The sequence below is a fragment of the Salinicola aestuarinus genome (assembly GCF_003206645.1).
In the GTDB taxonomy this organism is placed as follows: domain Bacteria; phylum Pseudomonadota; class Gammaproteobacteria; order Pseudomonadales; family Halomonadaceae; genus Salinicola; species Salinicola aestuarinus.
This window is the reverse complement of record NZ_PZJP01000004.1, coordinates 139,261-159,940: the sequence shown is the minus strand read 5'-3', so window position 1 is coordinate 159,940 and position 20,680 is coordinate 139,261. Positions and strand designations below refer to the sequence as shown.

Sequence of the window (20,680 nt, the reverse complement as noted above, 5' to 3'; positions counted from 1 at the left end):
GAAGATTAGCTATCGATATCGCAGGCCGGCTCGGGCGCGACGACGACCTGAGTGCCCTGCGCTTCGATGGCCGCGGCGGACGCCCCCTCGAGGCGCCAGTCGGTAACCAGCGTATCGATGCGTGCCCACGGCAGTTCCAGATTGGGAATGCGGCGGCCGATCTTGTCGGCCTCCAGCATGACCACCACTTCGCGGGCGACCTCGGCCATGACTCGGGTCAGCCCGAAGAGTTCGTTGTAGGTGGTGGTACCGCGTTCGAGATCGATGCCGTCGGCGCCGACGAAGAGCTGATCGAAGTCATAGGCGCGCAGCACCTGCTCGGCGACCTGACCCTGAAAGGACTCCGAGTGCGGGTCCCAGGTCCCCCCGGTCATCAGCAGCGCCGGTTCGGACTCCAGCTCACGCAGCGCAGCGGCCACCGCCAGCGAGTTGGTCATCACCACCAGTCCGCGCAGGCCGCCCAGCTCGCCGATCAGCGCGGCGGTGGTCGTGCCGCTGTCGACGATGATCCGGTTATGCTCGCGGATGCGTGCCCGCGCCGTCCGAGCGATCGCCTGCTTGAAGGGCGAGAGCGTCTGGGCCGGCTCGCCGAGCATCTCCTGGGGCAGTGGCGCGGCCCCGCCGTGGCGACGCAGCAGCAGACCGCTTCGCTCCAGCGTGTTGAGGTCCTTGCGCACCGTGACCTCGGAGATGGCGAAACGGCTCGCCAGCGCCTCCACCGGCGTCTCGCCGCGGGCGTTGACGTAGGCGAGAATGGCATGGCGACGCTGAGCGGTATCGCGCTTGGGCATGTTTCGAACGACGCCTTTTTGATTTCGAACCGAAAGATAAACGAAACATATCGGAACCTAATTGGGTGAATTCGTCAAGACTGGTGGCGAAACCCGCCGGGCGGTGGTCTCCGCGGCAGGAGCTGGGCATCATGGTTCGCCTACCCAACAATCACAATTGAAGAGATATCGCATGACCAGTCAGGAGATCCTCGGCAAGCTGATCGGCTTCGCTACCGTCAGCCGCGACTCCAACCTCGCACTGATCGAATTCGTGCGTGACACCCTCGCAAGCCATGGCGTCGACAGCGAACTGATCCTCAACGAGGACGGCAGCAAGGCCAACCTGTGGGCGACGATAGGCCCCAGTGATCGCGGCGGCGTCGTCCTCTCCGGACATACTGACGTGGTGCCGGTAGAGGGCCAGCCGTGGACCGTGCCAGCGTTCGACATGACCGAGCGCGATGGCAAGCTCTATGGTCGCGGCAGCGCGGACATGAAGGGCTACATCGCCTGCGTGCTGGCGGCGGTTCCGCACTTCGTCGAGGCGGATCTGAAGACGCCGATCCATCTGGCCTTCTCGTATGACGAAGAAGTCGGCTGCCTCGGCGTGCGGTCGATCCTCTCGATGCTGGAAGGCAAGCCGTACCGACCGCTCGCCTGCGTGATCGGCGAACCCACCGAGCTCCAGCCGGTGCTGGGGCACAAGGGCAAGCTGGGCGTGCGCTGCCACGTGCATGGCGCGCCATGCCACTCGGCCTTCGCGCCGGAAGGCGTCAACGCCATCGAAACGGCGGCGAAGATGATCACCCGACTCACCGAGATCGGCGATCGACTGGCGCATCCGTCACGCCGCGACGAGCGCTTCTATCCGCCGTTCTCGACCGTGCAGACCGGCGTGATCGAAGGCGGCCGGGCGCTCAACATCGTGCCGTCGGAGTGTCGCTTCGACTGGGAAGTGCGCTCGCTGCCGGGCTTCGACGCCAATGAGGTCGAGCGCGAGATGCGCGACTACGCCGACCAGGAGCTCATCCCTAAAATGCGCGCCGTCGAACCCGACACCGACATCGTCTTCGAGTCGCTGCAGGCCTACCCGGGGCTGACCACCGAGGAGAACAGCGACGTCGCTCGGCTGATCGCCACGCTCAGTGATCGCGAGGATTTCGGCACTGTGGCCTACGGCACCGAGGGCGGGCTCTTCCACGAGGCCGGCATTCCCACCGTCGTCTGCGGGCCGGGCTGCATGGACCAGGGGCACAAGCCGGACGAATTCATCGCCATCGATCAGCTCGAGCGCTGCGATGCCATGATGAAACGGCTGGCGGCGCATCTGAGCACATGAGGCAATACTCGCGCCTTCCCGGCCATCGCTTTGCGCCGGCACTCGGGCTGATACTGCTGGCCGGGTGCAGCACCCAGGCGCCGCAGCCGGGCTTCGAACAGCGCCCGGCGAGCGTGACGCAGGAACTCGTCTCGCTGATCCCCGAAAGCGCCAGCGATCGCGACGGCTGGGCGACGGATATCACCGTGGCCTTCTCGGCGCAGAATCTCCCGGCAACGCGGGAGAACCTCTGCGCGGTGCTGGCAGTAGTCGAGCAGGAGTCGACCTACAGCGGCGATCCGGTGGTCCCGGGCCTGTCCCGGATCGCACGGGGGGAGATCGAGCGGCGCGCCGAGGCCCTGCACGTGCCGAACTTCCTGGTACAGGCGGGCCTGAATCTGGAATCGCCCACCGGCGAAACCTACAACGAGCGGCTCAACGCGCTGACCACCGAGCGCGAGATGAGCGAGATCTTCGAGGATTTCATCGACATGGCGCCGCTGGGTCGCGAACTCTTCGGCAGCCTCAACCCGGTAGAGACCGGCGGGCCAATGCAGGTGAGCGTCGACTTCGCCGAGGCGCACGCCGAGAACTACCCCTACCCGATCGATGACTCGGTACGCCACGAGGTGTTCACGCGTCGCGGTGGGCTCTACTTCGGCATCGCGCATCTGCTCGGCTACCCCGCCCATTACGAGGCGCCTATCTATCGCTTCGCGGACTTCAACGCCGGCTGGTATGCCAGTCGTAACGCCGCGTTCCAGGCCGCAGTGACCCAGCTTTCCGGCATTCCGCTGGCGCTCGACGGCGACCTGATCATTCCCGGCTCGCGTCAGGCCGGGCAGACCGAGCTGGCGGTACGCACGCTAAAAGGTCGGCTGGGCATGGACGACGGCGAGATTCGCGATGCGCTGGAAGAAGAGGATTCCCTCGAATTCGAGCAGACCGCGCTCTATGAGAAAGTCCGCTCACTGGCGGAACAGCAGGAAAAACAGCCCATCCCCTACGCTCGCCTGCCGGGGATCAAGCTCGAAAGCCCCAAGATCACCCGCAACCTGACCACGGCATGGTTCGCCAAGCGGGTCGACGACCGCTATCGGCAGTGTCTGGCGCGCTGATCGCCTTCAGGCGCATCAATCATTGACCTGCAAAACGACCTTACCGCTCGCGCGTCCGCTCTCCAAATGTTCGAGCGCCGCTTTGACTTCCATGAAAGGGAAAACGCTCTCGATACGCGGCTCCAGCTTCCCGACTTCGACAAGATCGACAATGGAGCCGAGCTGAGCGGCGTTGGGTTTACAGGTCGCGCGCGCTGAATGGATACCGTCATGCTCACCCTCACCGTCGAGAAACGCGACGATCGTGACCACGAAACCACCTTTCTTGACGGTTTTGAACGCACGCTGGAACACCTCCCCGCCAACCGTATCGAAGACGATATCCGAATTGGCAACCACGTTTTCGAACGGTTGTTTCGTATGGTCGACGAAGACGTCGGCACCAAGGCTCCTCACGTACTTTTCATTCTTGCTTGAAGCCATGGCAGTCACATGAACGCCACGCGCTTTTGCGATCTGTATGGCAAGCGATCCGACACCACCGGAACCATTGGTGATAAATAGGCGCTGACCCTCCACAAGGCCAGCGACGTCGAACATAGCCTGCCATGCCGTGAGTGCACCAAGCGGCAGAGCTGCCGATGAGACAAAATCCAACGTTGAGGGTTTACGTGCCAGCAATGAGGCGTTGCATCGCGCATATTCAGCGAACCCACCAGTGCCAATGATGCCAAAGACGGCATCACCTTCAAAAAAACCTGTCACACCTTCGCCAATGGCGGCCACAGTACCAGCGATTTCACCGCCGAGATGGATTGGAAGTGTCATTCCCATACGCTGACCCGCGCCATTACGAATCTTCCAGTCCACAGGGTTCACACCTGCTGCGTGAATCTTGACTAACACCTCTCCGCTGTCGGGCTTAGGGCAATCAATATCGGCGATCTGGATCACGTCGTTGTCGCCGTACTCATCGATGACAACCGATTTCATCGAGACTCACTCCTTTGCGTCGAACCATTGTCTGCTGAATTATAATCACGCTTATTTACGACGTGACGCCAAACGGCATCGAGGAAACGCCCTTCATGTCACACTCTCAATTTGCCATCACACGGGTGACGAAACGCCAAGGGGCTACTCTGCCCATGCACGCGCATGATGAGGCGCAGCTGACTTTCGCGTTTTCGGGAATGGTTCAGGTAGCCACGGCAGATGGTGTGTGGTTGGTTCCACAAAATCTCGCCGCTTGGATACCGCCAGGCGTACCACACCGTCTGGAGGCGTTAACGGATGCGGAATTGTGGCTAGTACACTGGCAGTCCGCAGCACTGCAATATTGGAGGCCGGCAATATCTCTCGAGCGCGCTTTCGCTCTACGAGTCACACCACTGCTGGGCTCGCTGCTCGACAACGCTGTCTCCAGCGATACGCACCCTGAAAAGATCGAACTGCTCGTCCGGCTCATGCTTCACGAACTCATAGCCATGCCCGACGCACCGACCTTTCTCCCGTTACCCGCCTCACGCGTGGGACAGCGGGTAGCCGAAATTGCGCTTGCCGATCATCGTAATCTCATGACGCTCGAAGCACTGGCAGCGCAAGGCGCTACTTCGGTACGAACGATTAGCAGGCTGTTTCCTGCAGAAACCGGGCTCACACTCAAAGCATGGCGCCAGCGCGCAAGGATCGTGCGAGCCATGCAATGGCTCGCCAAAGGGGAGACGATCGCGAATGTCGCGACGAGAGTCGGTTTTTCCAGCACCGCGGCTTTTTCCTACGCCTTCAGGAAAGTCAGCGGAATGACTCCGACGACGTTTCTCGGCAAGAGAGTGCACGAAGGCAGTTGACCTCATTTGACACGCGAAATTCGTCCGATGGGGCCACATGGCCTGTAACCGTCGTCGCAACAACTAATCAGGAATCGGGATTTTTTACCGGCCGCTGCCAGCCCTGCTTGACGACCTGACGACTCCGCCCAATCGCCAGTTCATCCTCCTCCACTTCACGCGTGATCGTCGAACCCGCGGCGATAGTCGCGCCATTGCCGATGGTGACCGGGGCGACCAGCGAGCTGTTAGAGCCGACGAAGACGTTCTCGCCGATCTGCGTGCGGTGCTTGTTGGCGCCGTCATAGTTGCAGGTGATGGTGCCGGCGCCGACATTGGTGCCGGCGCCGATCTCGGCATCTCCCAGATAGGTGAGGTGGCCCGCCTTGACGCCGTCGGCGAGGCGAGCGTTCTTGGTCTCGACGAAGTTGCCCACGTGCGCCCGCGCGCCGAGCCGAGTCCCCGGACGCAACCGGGCAAAGGGACCACAGTCGCTCTCTTCGCCCATCTCGACCCCCTCGAGGTGGCTGTTGGCCTTGATCACCGCGCCACGCCGGATGACGCTGTCCTTGATCACGCAGTTCGGGCCGATAACCACGTCATCCTCGAGGGTTACCTGGCCCTCCAGGATGACGTTGATGTCGATGTGGATGTCGCGGCCCACGGTCACGTCACCGCGCAGATCGAAGCGTGCCGGGTCGGCGAGGCCAACCCCGGCGCTCATCAGGTGCTCCGCTTGGCGCCGCTGGTAGGCGCGTTCGAGCGCCGCGAGCTGACGGCGGTCATTGACCCCCTCCACCTCGACGGGCGAGCTCGGCTGGCTCGCCCTGACCTCGACGCCATCCGCCGCGGCCATGGCGATCACATCGGTGAGGTAATACTCGGCCTGGGCGTTGTCGGACGAGAGCGCGGGCAACCAGCGTGTCAGCTGGGCGCTGGTCATCGCCATGATGCCGGTATTGCACTCGCGGATATCGCGTTGCGCGGCATCGGCATCCTTGTGCTCGACGATGGCGGTGACCGCCTGCCTGTCGTCGCGAACGATCCGGCCATAGCCGGTGGGATCCTCCAGCGTCACCGTCAGCAGCGCCATGTGCTGCTCGTCCACCTGATCGAGCAGCGTCTGCAGGGTTCGGGTCTGAATCAGCGGCACGTCGCCGTAGAGCACCAGCACCTTGTCATCGCCAAGCCCGCCGAGCGTCTGCGCCACGGCGTGGCCGGTGCCCTTCTGTTCACGCTGCTCGCAGAACGACAGCGCCGAGCCACCGTCCGCCATAGCCAGCGCATCGCGTACGCTATCGCCGCCGTGACCAATGACCACGTGGACGTGGGCGTCATCCAGCGACAGCGCCGTATCGACGACATGACGAACCAGGGGGCGTCCGGCGAGCGGATGCAGCACTTTGGGGGTCTTGGAGCGCATACGGGTTCCCTGGCCGGCGGCCAGGATGACGACGTCCAGTGACATGACGGGGGTCCTTGAGTCGAACGTTGAGAGTTAGCGCTCGCACCGAGGCAGTGCTTCACGGAAGAGCGTTCGCAAGAGGCAGAGCCTAACGTGACGCGGTGCCGGCGAACAGTCGGCCACCGGGCCACCGCGTGAGATAGACGTGCATGAAAAAGGCGGCTCCTAAGAGCCGCCTTGATCGGGTCCTGCCGAACGCCGCAACCGCTGGCGACCGTCGAAGACGTGCGTCAGCCGCGGCCGCCCTTGCGACGTAGCTGCTGTAGCGTCCGCAGCTGGGCGGTGGCTTCGGCAAGCTCTGCCGCGGCACGGGTGTAGTCGAGCTCGGACTGCTTCTCGTTGAGCGAGGCCAGCGCATGCTGACGGGCCTGCTCGGCTTCCGCTTCGTCCAGGTCACTGGCTCGGGTGGCGGTGTCCGCCAGTACCGAGACCAGTTCCGGCTGCACTTCGAGGAAGCCGCCGGTGACGTAGTAGAGCTCTTCTTCACCGTTTTCCTGAACCACGCGCACCGGACCGGGCTTGAGCTCGGTCAGTAGTGGCGCGTGACCGCGCAGGATACCCAGATCGCCGGCCACGCCGGCAGCGGTTAGCTGCTCGACGCTGCCCGAGAAGATCTCCTTCTCGGCACTGACGATGTCACACTGAAATGTGGCCATAGCGATATCTCCCGGGAGTCTGCAGGCTTACTTCATGCTCTTGGCTTTCTCGATGGCTTCATCGATGGTGCCGACCATGTAGAAGGCCTGTTCCGGCATGTCGTCGTGATCGCCGTTGAGAATTCCCTGGAACCCACGGATGGTCTCTTTGAGCGACACGTACTTGCCGGGTGCGCCGGTGAAGATCTCGGCAACGAAGAACGGCTGCGACAGGAAACGCTGAATCTTACGCGCCCGCGATACCGCCAGCTTGTCTTCGTCGGACAGCTCGTCCATCCCCAGAATGGCGATGATGTCCTTAAGCTCCTTGTAGCGCTGCAGCACGTTCTGCACGCCGCGGGCGACGTTGTAGTGCTCATCGCCGACGACCAGCGGGTCGAGCTGACGCGACGTGGAGTCGAGCGGGTCGACAGCGGGGTAGATACCCAGCTCGGCGATCGAGCGTGCCAGCGTCACGGTGGAGTCTAGGTGCGCGAAGGTCGTTGCCGGCGACGGATCGGTCAGGTCATCCGCGGGCACGTAGACGGCCTGCACGGAGGTGATCGAGCCGGTCTTGGTCGAGGTGATGCGCTCCTGAAGGGCGCCCATCTCTTCGGCCAGCGTCGGCTGGTAACCCACCGCGGACGGCATACGTCCCAGCAGTGCCGACACTTCGGTACCTGCCAGCGTGTAGCGGTAGATGTTGTCGACGAACAGCAGCACGTCGCGGCCTTCGTCACGGAAGTTCTCGGCGATGGTCAGGCCGGTCAGTGCGACGCGCAGACGGTTACCCGGCGGCTCGTTCATCTGACCGTAGACGAGCGCGACCTTGTCGAGAACGTTCGACTCCTGCATCTCGTGATAGAAGTCGTTACCTTCACGCGTACGCTCACCGACACCGGCGAACACGGAGTAGCCGCTGTGTTCGGTGGCGATGTTACGGATCAGCTCCATCATGTTGACGGTCTTGCCGACACCGGCGCCGCCGAACAGGCCGACCTTACCGCCCTTGGCGAACGGGCAGACCAGGTCGATGACCTTGATGCCTGTCTCCAGCAGTTCGCTGGAAGCGGATTGCTCGGCGTAGGTCGGTGCCTGACGGTGGATCGGCATCCGCTCGACGTCTTCGCCGATATCACCGGCTTCGTCGATCGGCTGACCGAGCACGTTCATGATACGGCCCAGCGTCTGCGTACCGACCGGCACGGAGATCGGCGCCTGGGTGTTGACCACCTCGATGCCGCGCTGAAGACCTTCACTGGAGCCCATGACGATGGCGCGTACTACGCCGTCGCCGAGCTGCTGCTGTACTTCGAGAACGGCCTCTTTGCCGGAGACCGTCAGCGCGTCGTAGACCTTGGGCACATCGTCCCGCGGGAACTCTACGTCAACCACCGCGCCGATGATTTGTACGATACGTCCGCTCATAGTGGTTCCTCGTAAACCTGCAAATGAAACCTGTTGGCCAAGCCGTACTCGAGGGCGCCGCCACGCAGGCGGCGCCGTCGTCATACCGCCGCGGCACCACCGACGATTTCCGAGATTTCCTGGGTAATAGCCGCCTGACGCGCCTTGTTGTACACCAGTTGGAGATCATCGATGAGATTGCCGGCGTTGTCGGTCGCGTTCTTCATCGCGATCATGCGCGCGGCCTGCTCGCAGGCCGCGTTCTCGACCACGGCCTGATACACCTGGGACTCGACGTAGCGAACCAGCAGGTGATCGAGCAGGGTCTTGGCGTCCGGCTCATACAGGTAGTCCCAGTTGCCGGGACTGGTTTGTTCGTCACCCTCGGTGTCGTCCTCGACCGCTTCGAGCGGCAGGAGCTGACGCACCACGGGCTTTTGCGTCATGGTGTTGACGAATTCGTTGTACACCACGTAAAGCCGATCGAGACTGCCATCGTCGAACGCGTCGAGCATGACCTTCACGCTACCGACCAGATCCTGGGCTTCCGGCGCATCGCCGAGCCCTTTCTTGGCCGCCATGAGGTTACCGCCCTGCTTCTGGAAGAAGCCGGCCGCCTTGCTGCCGATCGCCGCAAAGTCGGCGCCCACGCCCTGGTCATGCCACTCTTTGGCGTGACGCACCACGGACTTGAACAGATTGACGTTCAGCCCGCCCGCCAGACCGCGGTCGCTGGAGACCACGATATAGCCGACGCGCTTGACCTCACGCTCGACCATATAGTCGTGGCGATATTCCGGGTTGGCCTTGGCGACGTGACCGACCACTCGGCGAATCAGCTTGGCATAGGGCTGGCTGGCCGCCATGCGCTCCTGTGCCCGACGCATTTTCGACGCAGCGACCATTTCCATGGCGCTGGTGATTTTCTGCGTGTTCTTGATGCTCCCGATCTGGGATTTGATCTCTTTTGCAGCTGCCATCGCGGATCACCTGATTCCTGTCGCTCAGCTGGCCGGGGCGGCCCGGGTATCCGGGGATATCCGGGCCGCGCCGCTTACCAGGTCTGAGTGGACTTGAACGACTCGAGACCCGACTTGAGACCTTTCTGGATCTCGTCGTCGTAGCCGCCGCTTGAGTTGATCTTGTCGAGCAGGTCGGCGTGCTCGGACTTCATGTAGTCCTGCAGCGCGCGCTCGAAGTCCAGTACCTTGTCGACCGGCACGTCGTCCAGGAAGCCTTCGTTGGCGGCGTAGAGCGTGAGCGCCATCTGAGCCACGGACATCGGCGAGTACTGCTTCTGCTTCATCAGCTCGGTCACGCGCTGGCCGTGCTCGAGCTGCTTGCGAGTCGCTTCGTCGAGATCGGAGGCGAACTGCGAGAACGCCGCCAGCTCGCGATACTGCGCGAGTGCCAGACGCACGCCGCCACCCAGCTTCTTGATGATCTTGGTCTGCGCCGAGCCACCGACACGCGAGACCGAGAGGCCTGCGTTGATCGCCGGACGAATACCAGAGTTGAACAGCCCCGTCTCGAGGAAGATCTGACCGTCGGTGATCGAGATCACGTTGGTCGGCACGAACGCGGAGACGTCGCCGCCCTGAGTCTCGATGATCGGCAGTGCGGTCAGCGAGCCGGTCTTGCCCTTCACTTCGCCGTTGGTCAACTTCTCGACGTAGTCGGCGTTGACGCGCGCGGCGCGCTCGAGCAGACGCGAGTGGAGATAGAAGACATCACCCGGATAGGCTTCACGGCCCGGCGGGCGACGCAGCAGCAGCGAGATCTGACGGTAGGCGACGGCCTGCTTGGAGAGGTCGTCGTAGACGATCAGCGCGTCTTCGCCACGGTCACGGAAGTATTCGCCCATGGTGCAACCGGCATACGGCGCCAGATACTGCATGGCGGCCGGGTCGGCAGCGCCGGCGGCGACCACGATGGTGTGATCCATCGCGCCGTGCTCTTCGAGCTTGCGCACCACGTTGGCGATGGTCGACTGCTTCTGACCGATCGCGACGTAGATACAGGTGATGCCGGTATCTTTCTGGTTGATGATCGCGTCGATCGCCACGGCGGACTTACCGATCTGGCGGTCACCGATGATCAGCTCGCGCTGACCGCGGCCGATCGGCACCATCGCGTCGATCGACTTGAGACCGGTCTGCACCGGCTGATCGACGGACTGACGCGTGATGACGCCCGGCGCCACCTTTTCGATCGCGTCGGTCATCTTGGTGTCGATGTCGCCCTTGCCGTCGATCGGGTTGCCGAGTGCGTCGACCACACGACCGATCAGTTCGGGGCCCACCGGCACTTCGAGGATGCGACCGGTGCACTGCGCGGTCATGCCCTCTTCGAGCTCGAGGTAGTCGCCGAGTACCACGGCGCCAACGCTATCGCGCTCGAGGTTGAGCGCCATCCCGAAGACGCCACCGGGGAACTCGATCATCTCGCCCAGCATCGCGTCGGCCAGGCCGTGGATACGAACGATGCCGTCAGCGACGCTGACGACGGTGCCCTGATTACGGGCTTCGGAGGCGACATCCAGCTTTTCGATACGCTGCTTGATGATGTCGCTGATCTCGGAAGGATTCAGTTGCTGCATGCCATGTCCCTCGAACTCAAGCGGTGAGCGCTTCGCGCAGACGCTGCAATCGACCGCGTACCGAGCCGTCGATGACGGTATCGCCGGTACGCAGGATCACGCCGCCTAGCAGCTCGCGGTCCACTTGAGTGGTAATGGAGATTTCACGATTCAGACGCTTTTTCAGAGCTTCGGCGAGGACGTTCTGCTGCCCATCGTCCAGTTCGTAGGCGGAAACGATAGTGACATCGACCCGCCTCTCTTCCTGGGCGCGCAGACTCTCGAACTCGTCGAGAATGTCCGGCAGCGCGGCGAGACGCCCCTTGTCACCGACCAGGCGCAGAAAATTGCTCACGCCCTCGTCAAAGGATTCCTCGCCACAGATGTCCAGTAGCAGCCGTGTCTTCTCTTCGGCCGTCAGCCGAGGATTGTTCAAGACACGCTCTCCAACCTCGCTGTTGCCGGCTACCTGGGCAGCCAGCGACAGACTCTGCGACCACGCTTGTAGCGCCTGATGATCGCGCGCGAACTCGAACGCCGCCTTGGCGTAGGGTCGAGCGACGGTAGACGATTCAGCCATGGTGCGCCTCCTTAGAGCTCGGCAGCGAGCTTGTCGACGAGTTCACGATGCTTCGACTCGTCGATGGAGGACTCCAGGATTCGCTCGGCGCCGGCCACGGCCAGCAGAGCGACCTGGGAACGCAGCTCTTCCTTCGCGCGGTTGATCTCCTGATCGATTTCGCTGCGAGCGCTTTCGATGATGCGCTCGCCTTCCACCCGCGCATTGTCGCGGGCTTCTTCGACGATCTGATTGGCTCGCTTATTCGCCTGTTCGAGGATCTGCTGCGCCTGCTCTTTGCTTTCCCGCAGGGTCTCTTCGGCCTTTTCCTGGGCCACTTCGAGATCACGGGTCGCACGGCTAGCGGCATCAAGACCGTCGGCAATCTTCTTTTGTCGTTCCTGCAGCGCCTGCATGACCGGCGGCCATACATACTTCATGCAGAACCAGACGAAGACCGCAAAGGCAATGGCCTGACCAATCAGTGTAAGGTTCAGATTCACGCCAGCACCTCTCGCGTCACAAGTTTGGGGTTAGAGTCACCGGGGCCCTATCGGCCAGAACGGTGGCGTTAACCGACAAACGGATTGGCGAAGGTGAAGAACAGAGCGATACCCACACCGATCATGGTCACGGCGTCGAGCAGGCCGGCGACGATGAACATCTTGACCTGCAGCTGCGGAATCATCTCCGGCTGGCGCGCAGCGCCTTCCAGGAACTTACCACCAAGGATACCGAAACCGATGGCCGTACCGAGGGCACCAAGGCCGATCAGCAGAGAAACGGCGATCGCGGTCATGCCCAGAACTTGTGCTTCCATGATTGTCTCCAGTTTTCAGTCGAGTCGTGCTCGGTCGAGTTTTACAAGGGTTAGGGGTTGAAGGGAACGCGTCTCAATGCTGCTCTTCTGTCGCCATGCTGAGATAGACGATGGTGAGCATCATGAAGATGAATGCCTGAAGCGTAATGATCAGGATATGGAACACCGCCCACGGGAAGTGCAGGGGCAGCTGCCACAGACCCACCATGGCGATCAGGATGAAGATCAGCTCGCCGGCGTAAAGGTTACCGAAGAGTCGCAACGCCAGAGAGACCGGTTTGGCTAACAGGGTGACGAGTTCGAGCAGTAAATTGACCGGAATCAGTAGAATCTGGGCAAGCTTGTTGGGCGTATTGAACGGGTGCAGCGTGAGCTCGGCGATGAACCCCGAGAAGCCCTTGCTGCGGATAGAGTAGAACAGGATCAGCCCGAAGACCGACAGCGACATGCCGAGCGTGGCATTGATATCGGTGGTCGGTACGACCTTGAAGTAGACGTGTGCCGGATCGGCACCGAACCAGGCGCCCACTTTCTGCGCCAGCATCGGCAGAAAGTCCACCGGCACCAGATCCATGATGTTCATCAGGAAGATCCAGCAGAAGATCGTCAGCGACAGCGGCGCAACCAGGCGGCTCTTGCCGTGGAAGGTCTCGCGGACGGAACCGTCGACGAACTCCACCATCATTTCGACGAAATTCTGCAGCCCCGTGGGCACCCCCGTCGAGACGCGCTTGGCGACATGCCGAAACAGGGCGAGAAACAGCACGCCCAGGCCGATCGACCACAGCATGGTGTCGACATGGATTGCCCAGAAGCCCATTGCCGAGGCTTCTGCGGAGGAGTGCGCCAGCGACCAGCCATGCTCCGGATGCAGACCGAACGTCATGTTCTGCAGGTGGTGCTGAATGTACTCCGTGCTCGTCGGGTTGTTGCCAGCCATGGTTCAGCCTCGAGTTTGAATGCGTGACGGACGACTCAGGAGCCACGGCCCTAGCCACTGCACCAGCAGTGTCACGACATATGCGCCAAAGAAGAAAGCGGGGTTTGAGGGGGGCACCACCACGAATACCAGCGTGAACGATGCCGCCGTCAAACCGAACTTGCCGGCCTCGGCTTTATAGAAGCTGTTGACGATGTTTCTGGCCTGCGCCGCCCCTTGGTAGCGGAAGGCGCGCCAGGCAAAGAAGGCTGTGGGCACGGCGGCGACGAGTCCGCCAGTCAGTACGGAAAATGCCGGGCCCAAACCCGCGATAACGCCAGCGATCAGTGACAGCCCTGCCACGACGCCGGTTTGCATCAGAATCAGTGCCGCAATTCGCGGTCGGGGTAGCTTGGCCGGTGCCGCTGGTTGCATGGCGTCGGTCTCGCCTCGGATCCTGAATACGTGTTGTTGTCGTCATGCTCGGCGTGAGCCGATAAATCTCGGCGGATTATAGAGAAGCGGTCATGCTGCTTCAACCGGACCTGCACCGATCTGAGGCATCTTGTGGGAAAACAGCGCGTGAAAAGTGCGTATTTTCCATTAACCCGCTAAACACTTTGCCCATCGCACTCAGCGAATGTGCCCGAGGATACCATCCAATTCGTCGAGACTGGTGTAGCGGATAGTCACACGTCCCTTGCCGGAGCTGTTGTGGTGAATCTTGACCGGCGCCCCGAGCAGATCGGCAAGGCGGTTCTCGAGCCGTCCGACGTCCGCGGGCTGGCGCTTGTCATCTCGCTTTGTCTCGCCGCTGGTGATCTGTTTCACCAGCGCTTCCGTCTGGCGTACCGTGAGATCGCGCGCCACAACCTCGTGGGCCGCGTGGCGCTGTTTGGCGGCGGGCAGCACGAGCAGCGCACGGGCGTGGCCCATGTCGAGATCCCCGCGCTCCAGCAGCGTCTGCACGTGAGGATCGAGCGCCAGCAGTCGTAGCAGATTGGCAACCTGGGCCCGCGAGCGGCCCACGGCGTCCGCGACCTGCTGCTGCGTCAGCTCGAACTCTTCGAGCAGACGCTTGAGCGCCATGGCCTCTTCGACCGGATTGAGGTTCTCGCGCTGAATGTTCTCGATCAGCGCCAACGCCAGCGCCACTTCATCGCTGACCTCTCGCACCACCGCGGGGATGGTCTCGCACTCGGCGAGCTGCGACGCGCGCCAGCGGCGCTCACCGGCGATGATTTCGTAGCGGTCCTTGCCGGTCTGGCGCACCACGATCGGCTGCATGACGCCCTGCGCGCGAATCGAGTCGGCGAGTTCCTCGAGCGCTTCGGGCTGAATGTCACGACGAGGCTGATACTTGCCACGACTCAGCTGGCGCAGCGGTAGGTACGCCAGGCGATCGCCAGGCGCCTCGGCGACAGGCGCCTGCGCGCTCTGCGTGGCAGGCTCGGCATCGGGCGTCGCTGAGGCATCGCCCGGCGACAGCGTATCGCGGCGACGAGCGCTAGAACCGATCAGGGCATCGAGACCGCGTCCCAGAGGGCGTTTACGCGTCGTCATGACTTATTCCTCGCAGCGATCGTTGTCTGGTTGATGAAACGCGAACGCTTCGACCGTGCGGATCGAAGCGTCGTTAACGAGTCGTCGGTCGAGCGTCAGAGCTCGAGACGGCGAATCAACTCCTTGGCCAGTACGCGGTGCGCCTGGCTGCCACGAGACAAACGGGCATACTTGGTGACCGGTACGCCGTGGCTCGGCGCCTCGGCGACGCGCACGTTACGCGGGATGGTGGTCTTGAGCAACGCCTCGCCGAAGTACTGCCCCAACTGCTTGCTGACATCGCGGGTCAGACTGTTGCGCGAGTCGAACATGGTGCGAACGATGCCGAAGATCTCGAGCGTCGGATTCACGCTCTCCTGGATCTGCTCGACGGTATCGAGCAGCGCGGAGAGGCCTTCCAGGGCGTAGAACTCGCACTGAACCGGAATCAGCACACCGTGGGCCGCGGTCAATGCGTTGACGGTCAGCATGTTGAGCGAGGGAGGACAGTCGATCACCACCACGTCGTAATCCACGGCGACGCTCTGGATCGCCGACTGCAGGACGCGTTCGCGCCCGTCACGGGAAAGCAGGTCGACTTCGGCAGCGGTCAGATCGCCGTTGCCCGGCAGCAGCGCGTAGCCGGCGACCGCACAGTCGACGATCGTCTCGCTGGCCGTGCGCTCACCCAGCAGGACCTCGAGCACGCTGGAATCGAGCGCGTGCTTGTCGACACCGCTGCCCATGGTGGCATGCCCCTGGGGATCGAGATCCACCAGCAGCACCCGGCGATCCAGTGCTGCCAGACAGGCGGCGAGGTTGACTGCCGTGGTGGTCTTGCCCACGCCGCCTTTCTGGTTGGTCAGGGCGATGATTCTGGTCACTGGCGACTCCCTAGGTCGAAACTGGATCGCGGAGATCGTCGCTGAACCTGCCGCTGTGGCCGTCGGCCATATCGATAGTGTTGGTGCTTAGGCCGCCGCGGTGGCGAGCGTCAGCAGTTGGCGCTCGGCGCCGTCCAACCCCGGTACCTCGAGCGTACGCTGCTGTCGGATGCGCACATCCGCCGGCAATCCGTCACGCTCCTGCGTGTCCAGCGCGCCTTTCATGGCAAGCCACTCGCCACCGGCTGACAGTAACGGCCGCGTCAGGGTGACGAAATCGCCCAGCGAGGCGAAGGCTCGCGAAATGATCTGATCGAAGGTGCCCTCGAATGCCTCCACCCGGGTCTGCGCACAATGCACGTTGTCGAGCCCGAGCTCCATCACGGCCTGGCGCTGAAAGCGAACCTTCTTGCCGTTGCTGTCGAGCAGCGTGACGGTGAGCGAGGGATCAAGGATGGCCAGCACCAGTCCGGGAAAGCCGGGCCCGGCGCCGACATCCAGTAGCGTCGGGCCGTGGACCGATGCCGCGGCGCTGGCGCTGTCGAGCAGATGCCGCGAAACCATCGCCTCGGGGTCACGCACTGCGGTGAGGTTATAGGCGCGATTCCACTTGTGCAACAGCGCCAGAAGCGCCAGCAGGCGCTGGCGCTGGGTGCTGTCGACAGCGATATCGAGCGCGGCGAGGCCACGGTCCAGCAGGCTTTCACAGGCCGGGGTCATGCGTTCATCGCCTGGCGGTCGTCGAGCAAGCGACGTTTCTTGAGGTGGATCAGCAGAATCGAGACCGCCGCCGGTGTTACCCCGGAGATGCGCCCGGCCTGCCCCAGCGTTTGCGGACGCGCGTCGGCAAGCTTCTGGCGGATTTCATGGGAGAGCCCGTCGACGGCGGCGTAGTCGATAGACTCGGGCAGCGCGGTCGACTCGTGGCGGCGCAGCCGCTCGATCTCCTCGTACTGGCGCGCGATATAGCCTGCGTACTTGGCTTCGATCTGCACCTGCTCGGCGACCGTCTCGTCATCGACCGGCTCGCCCTTGAGCGAGGCCACATCGGCATAGCGAAGCTCCGGACGCTTGAGCAGATCCATCAGGTTGTACTCGTGAGCCAAGGGCTGCCCGAGGGTGTCCGCCAGCTGCTCGGCGGCCGGCGAACCGGGCTGAACCCAGGTCGTCCGAAGACGCTCGCTCTCCTGCTCGATGCGCTCGCGCTTGGCCTCGAACGCCGCAAAACGTGCGTCGTCGACGAGTCCCAACTCGCGGCCAACCGGGGTCAGGCGCAGATCGGCGTTGTCCTCGCGCAGCAGCAGCCGGTATTCGGCACGAGAGGTGAACATCCGGTAGGGCTCCTGAGTGCCCATGCTGATCAGATCATCCACCAGCACCCCGAGGTAGGCTTCGTCGCGACGCGGCCACCAGGCCGCTTCGCCACGAGCGCGGCGGGCCGCGTTGATACCGGCCAGAAGCCCTTGCGCCCCGGCTTCTTCATACCCCGTCGTACCGTTGATCTGCCCGGCAAAAAACAGGTTGTGGATAAATTTTGTTTCCAGCGAGTGCTTGAGATCCCTGGGATCGAAGAAATCGTACTCGATGGCGTAGCCCGGACGCGTGATGGTCGCGTTCTCGAGCCCCGCGATCGAGCGCACGACCTGCAGCTGCACGTCAAAAGGCAGCGAGGTCGAAATACCGTTGGGGTAGAGCTCGTGGGTGTCGAGGCCCTCGGGCTCGATGAAGATCTGGTGGCTCGCCTTGTCCGCAAACCGGTGGACCTTGTCCTCGATCGACGGGCAGTAGCGCGGGCCGACACCCCCGATCACACCGGAGTACATCGGTGAGCGATCGAGGTTGGCGAAGATGATGTCGTGCGTCCGGGCGTTGGTATGCGCGATGAAACAGTCGACCTGCCGCGGATGCTGTTCGCGGGAACCGAGATAGGACATCACCGGCAGCGGCGTATCCCCAGGCTGACGTTCGAGCTGAGAGAAATCCACGCTCTTGGCATCGATCCGAGGCGGCGTCCCGGTCTTGAGCCGATCGACCCGGAACGGCAGGGCACGAAGTCGCTGAGCGAGGGCATTGGCAGGCGGATCGCCGGCACGGCCACCGGCATGGTTGTCCAGCCCGATGTGGATAACCCCACCGAGGAAGGTACCTGTGCACAGCACCACGGTGTCCGCCATGAAGCGGATGCCGGTCTGGGTCAGCGCCCCGGTGACGGTGTCCCCCTCGACGATCAAATCGTCGACGCCCTGCTGGAACAGCGTGAGATTGGGCTGATTTTCCAGCAGGTGACGGATGGCTGCCTTGTAGCGAACGCGATCCGCCTGGGCCCGAGTGGCACGAACTGCCGGGCCCTTGCGGGAGTTGAGCACGCGGAACTGGATGCCGGCGAGATCCGTAGCCGTTGCCATGGCACCGCCGAGCGCATCGATCTCCTTGACCAGATGACTCTTGCCGATGCCGCCAATGGCCGGATTGCAGGACATCTGGCCCAGCGTCTCGATGTTGTGAGTCAGCAGCAGGGTCTTGGCACCGCTGCGAGCGGCAGCCAGTGCGGCTTCGGTGCCGGCATGTCCGCCACCGATAACGATGACCTCAAAACGGTCAGGGTACTCCACGTCTCACCTCGTTGAACGCGTTTCGAAGCGTTCGACAGCGAATGAATCTCGACGATCGTCGGGGCGCCAGGGTCTGCCCTTGGCCGGCGGCGATCACTGCGACAGGGCGGGTCGACAACTCGATCCGATATCGCAAGGGCCGAACAGTATAAACGTCCTGTGGGTAACCGTCAGGGGTTTTCCACACTCGGTCGCCTTGGGTCTCAGCCAGTCATCAGTACCAATATTAAATAAAAAGAAAAATATAAAAGAAGTTCTGTAATGGTAATGACTATTGGGGTGGATAGTTTCTGTGGATATGTCAAAAAACCGAATGAAATTCAGCTTTTTGGGCTGTTATTCGATGGAGTTGAAAGCTCTGGCGAGGCTGACGACAAGCGGTCTGGATCCTGTGGATGAAAGCGCTTGTTGTCCACAGTCCTGATTCCGCACGGGTTATCCACCGATGCATACGGTCCTCGTCAGCGTAGTGGTCAACAGATGGGGAAATCGGCTGCAGACACTGGCATGTGCGGGCGCGGACCGATTCCACCAAAAAAACTGTCCACAGGGCAAAAGGCGCGCGATGGATAACCTCAAAAGGGGCAAGCCGACGTCGACAGGCGACAAAAAGCGGAGTGAGGCGTCGTCAGCGCAGTCATTATTGGCGCGGCTGTCGTCAGTCCGAATCGCCGGACGGAGAGAGAGGAACGTGAGAGGCGGGGACGAAAGGGACGGGGACGAGCGAATCCACAATGGATTCGCTCAAACGGCGACTTGAGACGTCGCCGGGATTCGGTACAGACCGGTGTGGCGAGACGTCAGTGTTTCAGCACGCGGGAGAGGAAGGCCTGGGTGCGTTCGTGTTGGGGCTCATCGAAGACGCGCTCCGGGGGTCCTTCCTCGACGATCTCGCCCCCATGAACGAAGACCACGCGGTCGGCGACCTCGCGGGCGAACCCCATCTCGTGGGTGACGATCATCATGGTCATGCCGTCCTTGGCCAGCTCGCGCATGGCGTCGAGCACCTCACCGATCATTTCCGGGTCGAGCGCCGAGGTGGGCTCGTCGAAAAGCATCAGTCGAGGCTCCATGGCAAGTGCCCGGGCGAGGGCCACGCGCTGCTGCTGACCGCCTGAGAGCTGCCCGGGGAACTTGTCCGCCTGGTCGGCGATGCCCACGCGATCGAGTAGCCGGTCGGCCGTCGCGTCCGCCTGCTGTTTCGTCATGCCGCGAACCTTGCGCGGTGCGAGTGTGACGTTGTCGCGTATCGAGAGGTGGGGAAACAGGTTGAACTGCTGGAACACCATGCCGACTTCGGTGCGAACCGCCTGCAGCGACTTGCCACTGGCGCCGTTGGGTTCCAGGGTCTTGCCATCCACTTCGATGCGCCCCCCCTGAAACGGCTCGAGGCCATTGACGCAGCGGATCAGCGTCGATTTGCCGGAGCCGCTGGCGCCAATGATCACCACGACTTCGCCGGGGGCGACGTCGAGGTCGATGTTGCGCATGACGTGCAGATTGCCAAAGTGCTTGTTGACCTTCTGCAGCCTGACGATCGGCCATTTGTCGGTCGTGCTCATCCCACCACCCCCTTGCGTTCCAGCAGGTTCAGCGCCATCGACAGGCTCAGTGTGATCGCCAGATAGAGCAGGGCGATCATGAAGTAGACCTCGAGAGCGGTGAAGGTATTGGCGATATAGACCTGGCCCTGACGAACCAGTTCGCCGACTCCGATCACCGAAAACAGCGAGGTGTCCTTGATGCTCACGATGCCCTGGTTACCCAGCGCCGGAATCATGCGTCTCAGCGCCTGGGGCCAGACGATGTACTGGAAGGTCTGGGTCCCGGAGAGGCCGAGTGACAGCCCCGCCTCGCGCTGGCCGCGCTCGATGGATTGCACACCGCCGCGCACGATTTCGGAGATATAGGCGCCGGCGTTGAGCGCGATGGCAGCAATACCCGCCGTGAGCGCGTTGATCGGTCCGCCGAGTAGCGTCGGCAGCCCATAGAATATGAAAAGCACCTGCACCAGCACCGGCGTGCCCCGGAACACCTCGATATAGACCACCGCGGGAATGCGCAGCCAGCGGGTCGGGCTGATACGCATCAGTCCGAACACGATGCCGACGACGAAGCCGATGGCCAGACCGCCGAAGGAGATGAGCAGGGTATAGGGCAGGCCCTTGAGCAGATACGGCAGCGACGCAATGGCGGCGTGCCAGTCGAACTGGAAATTCAATTCCACGGAGCAGCTCCCTCGATCACGGAAGACGTGTCGTCAGATGTCTGGGCACCCGAC

At 62.5% G+C, this 20,680-nt stretch carries 21 protein-coding genes; 3 read left to right on the top strand and 18 right to left on the bottom strand.

The genetic code is table 11. The features are described from left to right. Window positions 1-5: 5 nt before the first annotated feature. On the bottom strand, window positions 6-791 hold the full coding sequence (locus DOM41_RS04655) for a DeoR/GlpR family DNA-binding transcription regulator (protein WP_110685674.1): 786 nt from the start codon (window positions 789-791) through the stop codon (window positions 6-8). Window positions 792-963: 172 nt separating this feature from the next. Here DOM41_RS04655 and argE point away from each other — a divergent pair, with 172 nt between their 5' ends. Together argE and DOM41_RS04645 are read left to right on the top strand one after the other, a co-directional pair. After that, window positions 964-2,112, top strand: a complete 1,149-nt coding sequence (gene argE, locus DOM41_RS04650) for an acetylornithine deacetylase (RefSeq protein ID WP_110685673.1) — start codon at window positions 964-966, stop codon at window positions 2,110-2,112. Continuing rightward, window positions 2,109-3,209: a DUF1615 domain-containing protein gene (locus DOM41_RS04645; RefSeq protein WP_110685672.1), complete on the top strand. Its 1,101-nt coding sequence runs from the start codon at window positions 2,109-2,111 to the stop codon at window positions 3,207-3,209. Before argE ends, DOM41_RS04645 begins: the two co-directional genes overlap by 4 nt. Before the next feature lie 15 nt (window positions 3,210-3,224). Here DOM41_RS04645 and DOM41_RS04640 read toward each other — a convergent pair whose 3' ends face one another. Then, the gene (locus DOM41_RS04640) at window positions 3,225-4,142 is read right to left on the bottom strand and encodes an NADP-dependent oxidoreductase (RefSeq protein ID WP_110685671.1); all 918 of its coding nucleotides are present in this window, start codon (window positions 4,140-4,142) and stop codon (window positions 3,225-3,227) included. A 95-nt stretch (window positions 4,143-4,237) separates the two neighbouring features. Here DOM41_RS04640 and DOM41_RS04635 point away from each other — a divergent pair, with 95 nt between their 5' ends. Further along, window positions 4,238-4,999, top strand: a complete 762-nt coding sequence (locus tag DOM41_RS04635; protein ID WP_110685670.1) for an AraC family transcriptional regulator — start codon at window positions 4,238-4,240, stop codon at window positions 4,997-4,999. Between the two features lie 67 nt (window positions 5,000-5,066). Here DOM41_RS04635 and glmU read toward each other — a convergent pair whose 3' ends face one another. The 16 genes from glmU to DOM41_RS04555 form a co-directional block, all read right to left on the bottom strand. After that, on the bottom strand, window positions 5,067-6,446 hold the full coding sequence (gene glmU, locus DOM41_RS04630; RefSeq protein ID WP_110685669.1) for a bifunctional UDP-N-acetylglucosamine diphosphorylase/glucosamine-1-phosphate N-acetyltransferase GlmU: 1,380 nt from the start codon (window positions 6,444-6,446) through the stop codon (window positions 5,067-5,069). Between the two features lie 227 nt (window positions 6,447-6,673). Further along, window positions 6,674-7,099, bottom strand: a complete 426-nt coding sequence (locus DOM41_RS04625) for a F0F1 ATP synthase subunit epsilon (RefSeq protein WP_110685668.1) — start codon at window positions 7,097-7,099, stop codon at window positions 6,674-6,676. A 27-nt stretch (window positions 7,100-7,126) separates the two neighbouring features. Further along, entirely contained in the window at window positions 7,127-8,506 is a 1,380-nt protein-coding gene (gene atpD, locus DOM41_RS04620) for a F0F1 ATP synthase subunit beta (protein ID WP_110685667.1), read from the bottom strand. Between the two features lie 80 nt (window positions 8,507-8,586). Next, window positions 8,587-9,465 carry a F0F1 ATP synthase subunit gamma gene (gene atpG / locus DOM41_RS04615; RefSeq protein WP_110685666.1) on the bottom strand — a complete coding sequence of 293 codons (879 nt, stop codon included), beginning with the start codon at window positions 9,463-9,465 and terminating at the stop codon, window positions 8,587-8,589. A 74-nt stretch (window positions 9,466-9,539) separates the two neighbouring features. Next, on the bottom strand, window positions 9,540-11,084 hold the full coding sequence (gene atpA / locus DOM41_RS04610; protein WP_110685665.1) for a F0F1 ATP synthase subunit alpha: 1,545 nt from the start codon (window positions 11,082-11,084) through the stop codon (window positions 9,540-9,542). Window positions 11,085-11,100: 16 nt separating this feature from the next. Next, complete coding sequence (locus DOM41_RS04605; RefSeq protein WP_110685664.1) at window positions 11,101-11,643, bottom strand: F0F1 ATP synthase subunit delta; 543 nt, start codon at window positions 11,641-11,643, stop codon at window positions 11,101-11,103. An 11-nt stretch (window positions 11,644-11,654) separates the two neighbouring features. Next, entirely contained in the window at window positions 11,655-12,125 is a 471-nt protein-coding gene (locus DOM41_RS04600) for a F0F1 ATP synthase subunit B (protein WP_110685663.1), read from the bottom strand. 68 nt (window positions 12,126-12,193) lie between these two features. After that, window positions 12,194-12,442, bottom strand: a complete 249-nt coding sequence (atpE, locus tag DOM41_RS04595) for a F0F1 ATP synthase subunit C (protein WP_011508579.1) — start codon at window positions 12,440-12,442, stop codon at window positions 12,194-12,196. 73 nt (window positions 12,443-12,515) lie between these two features. Further along, window positions 12,516-13,382, bottom strand: coding sequence for a F0F1 ATP synthase subunit A (gene atpB / locus DOM41_RS04590; RefSeq protein ID WP_110685662.1), 867 nt, complete (start codon window positions 13,380-13,382; stop codon window positions 12,516-12,518). A 3-nt stretch (window positions 13,383-13,385) separates the two neighbouring features. Next, on the bottom strand, window positions 13,386-13,739 hold the full coding sequence (locus tag DOM41_RS04585; protein ID WP_245391742.1) for an ATP synthase subunit I: 354 nt from the start codon (window positions 13,737-13,739) through the stop codon (window positions 13,386-13,388). A 255-nt stretch (window positions 13,740-13,994) separates the two neighbouring features. Then, entirely contained in the window at window positions 13,995-14,924 is a 930-nt protein-coding gene (locus DOM41_RS04580) for a ParB/RepB/Spo0J family partition protein (protein ID WP_110685660.1), read from the bottom strand. A gap of 95 nt (window positions 14,925-15,019) precedes the next feature. After that, window positions 15,020-15,787 carry a ParA family protein gene (locus tag DOM41_RS04575; RefSeq protein WP_110685659.1) on the bottom strand — a complete coding sequence of 256 codons (768 nt, stop codon included), beginning with the start codon at window positions 15,785-15,787 and terminating at the stop codon, window positions 15,020-15,022. An 87-nt stretch (window positions 15,788-15,874) separates the two neighbouring features. Then, window positions 15,875-16,507, bottom strand: coding sequence for a 16S rRNA (guanine(527)-N(7))-methyltransferase RsmG (gene rsmG / locus DOM41_RS04570; protein WP_110685658.1), 633 nt, complete (start codon window positions 16,505-16,507; stop codon window positions 15,875-15,877). Further along, window positions 16,504-18,399, bottom strand: a complete 1,896-nt coding sequence (gene mnmG / locus DOM41_RS04565; protein WP_110685657.1) for a tRNA uridine-5-carboxymethylaminomethyl(34) synthesis enzyme MnmG — start codon at window positions 18,397-18,399, stop codon at window positions 16,504-16,506. Before mnmG ends, rsmG begins: the two co-directional genes overlap by 4 nt. Window positions 18,400-19,199: 800 nt before the next feature. Then, a complete protein-coding gene (locus DOM41_RS04560) occupies window positions 19,200-19,961 on the bottom strand; it encodes an amino acid ABC transporter ATP-binding protein (RefSeq protein WP_110685656.1) in 762 nt (253 codons plus the stop codon). Continuing rightward, window positions 19,958-20,626, bottom strand: coding sequence for an amino acid ABC transporter permease (locus DOM41_RS04555; RefSeq protein WP_110685655.1), 669 nt, complete (start codon window positions 20,624-20,626; stop codon window positions 19,958-19,960). The genes DOM41_RS04560 and DOM41_RS04555 overlap by 4 nt, the downstream gene beginning before the upstream one ends. Window positions 20,627-20,680: the final 54 nt, after the last annotated feature.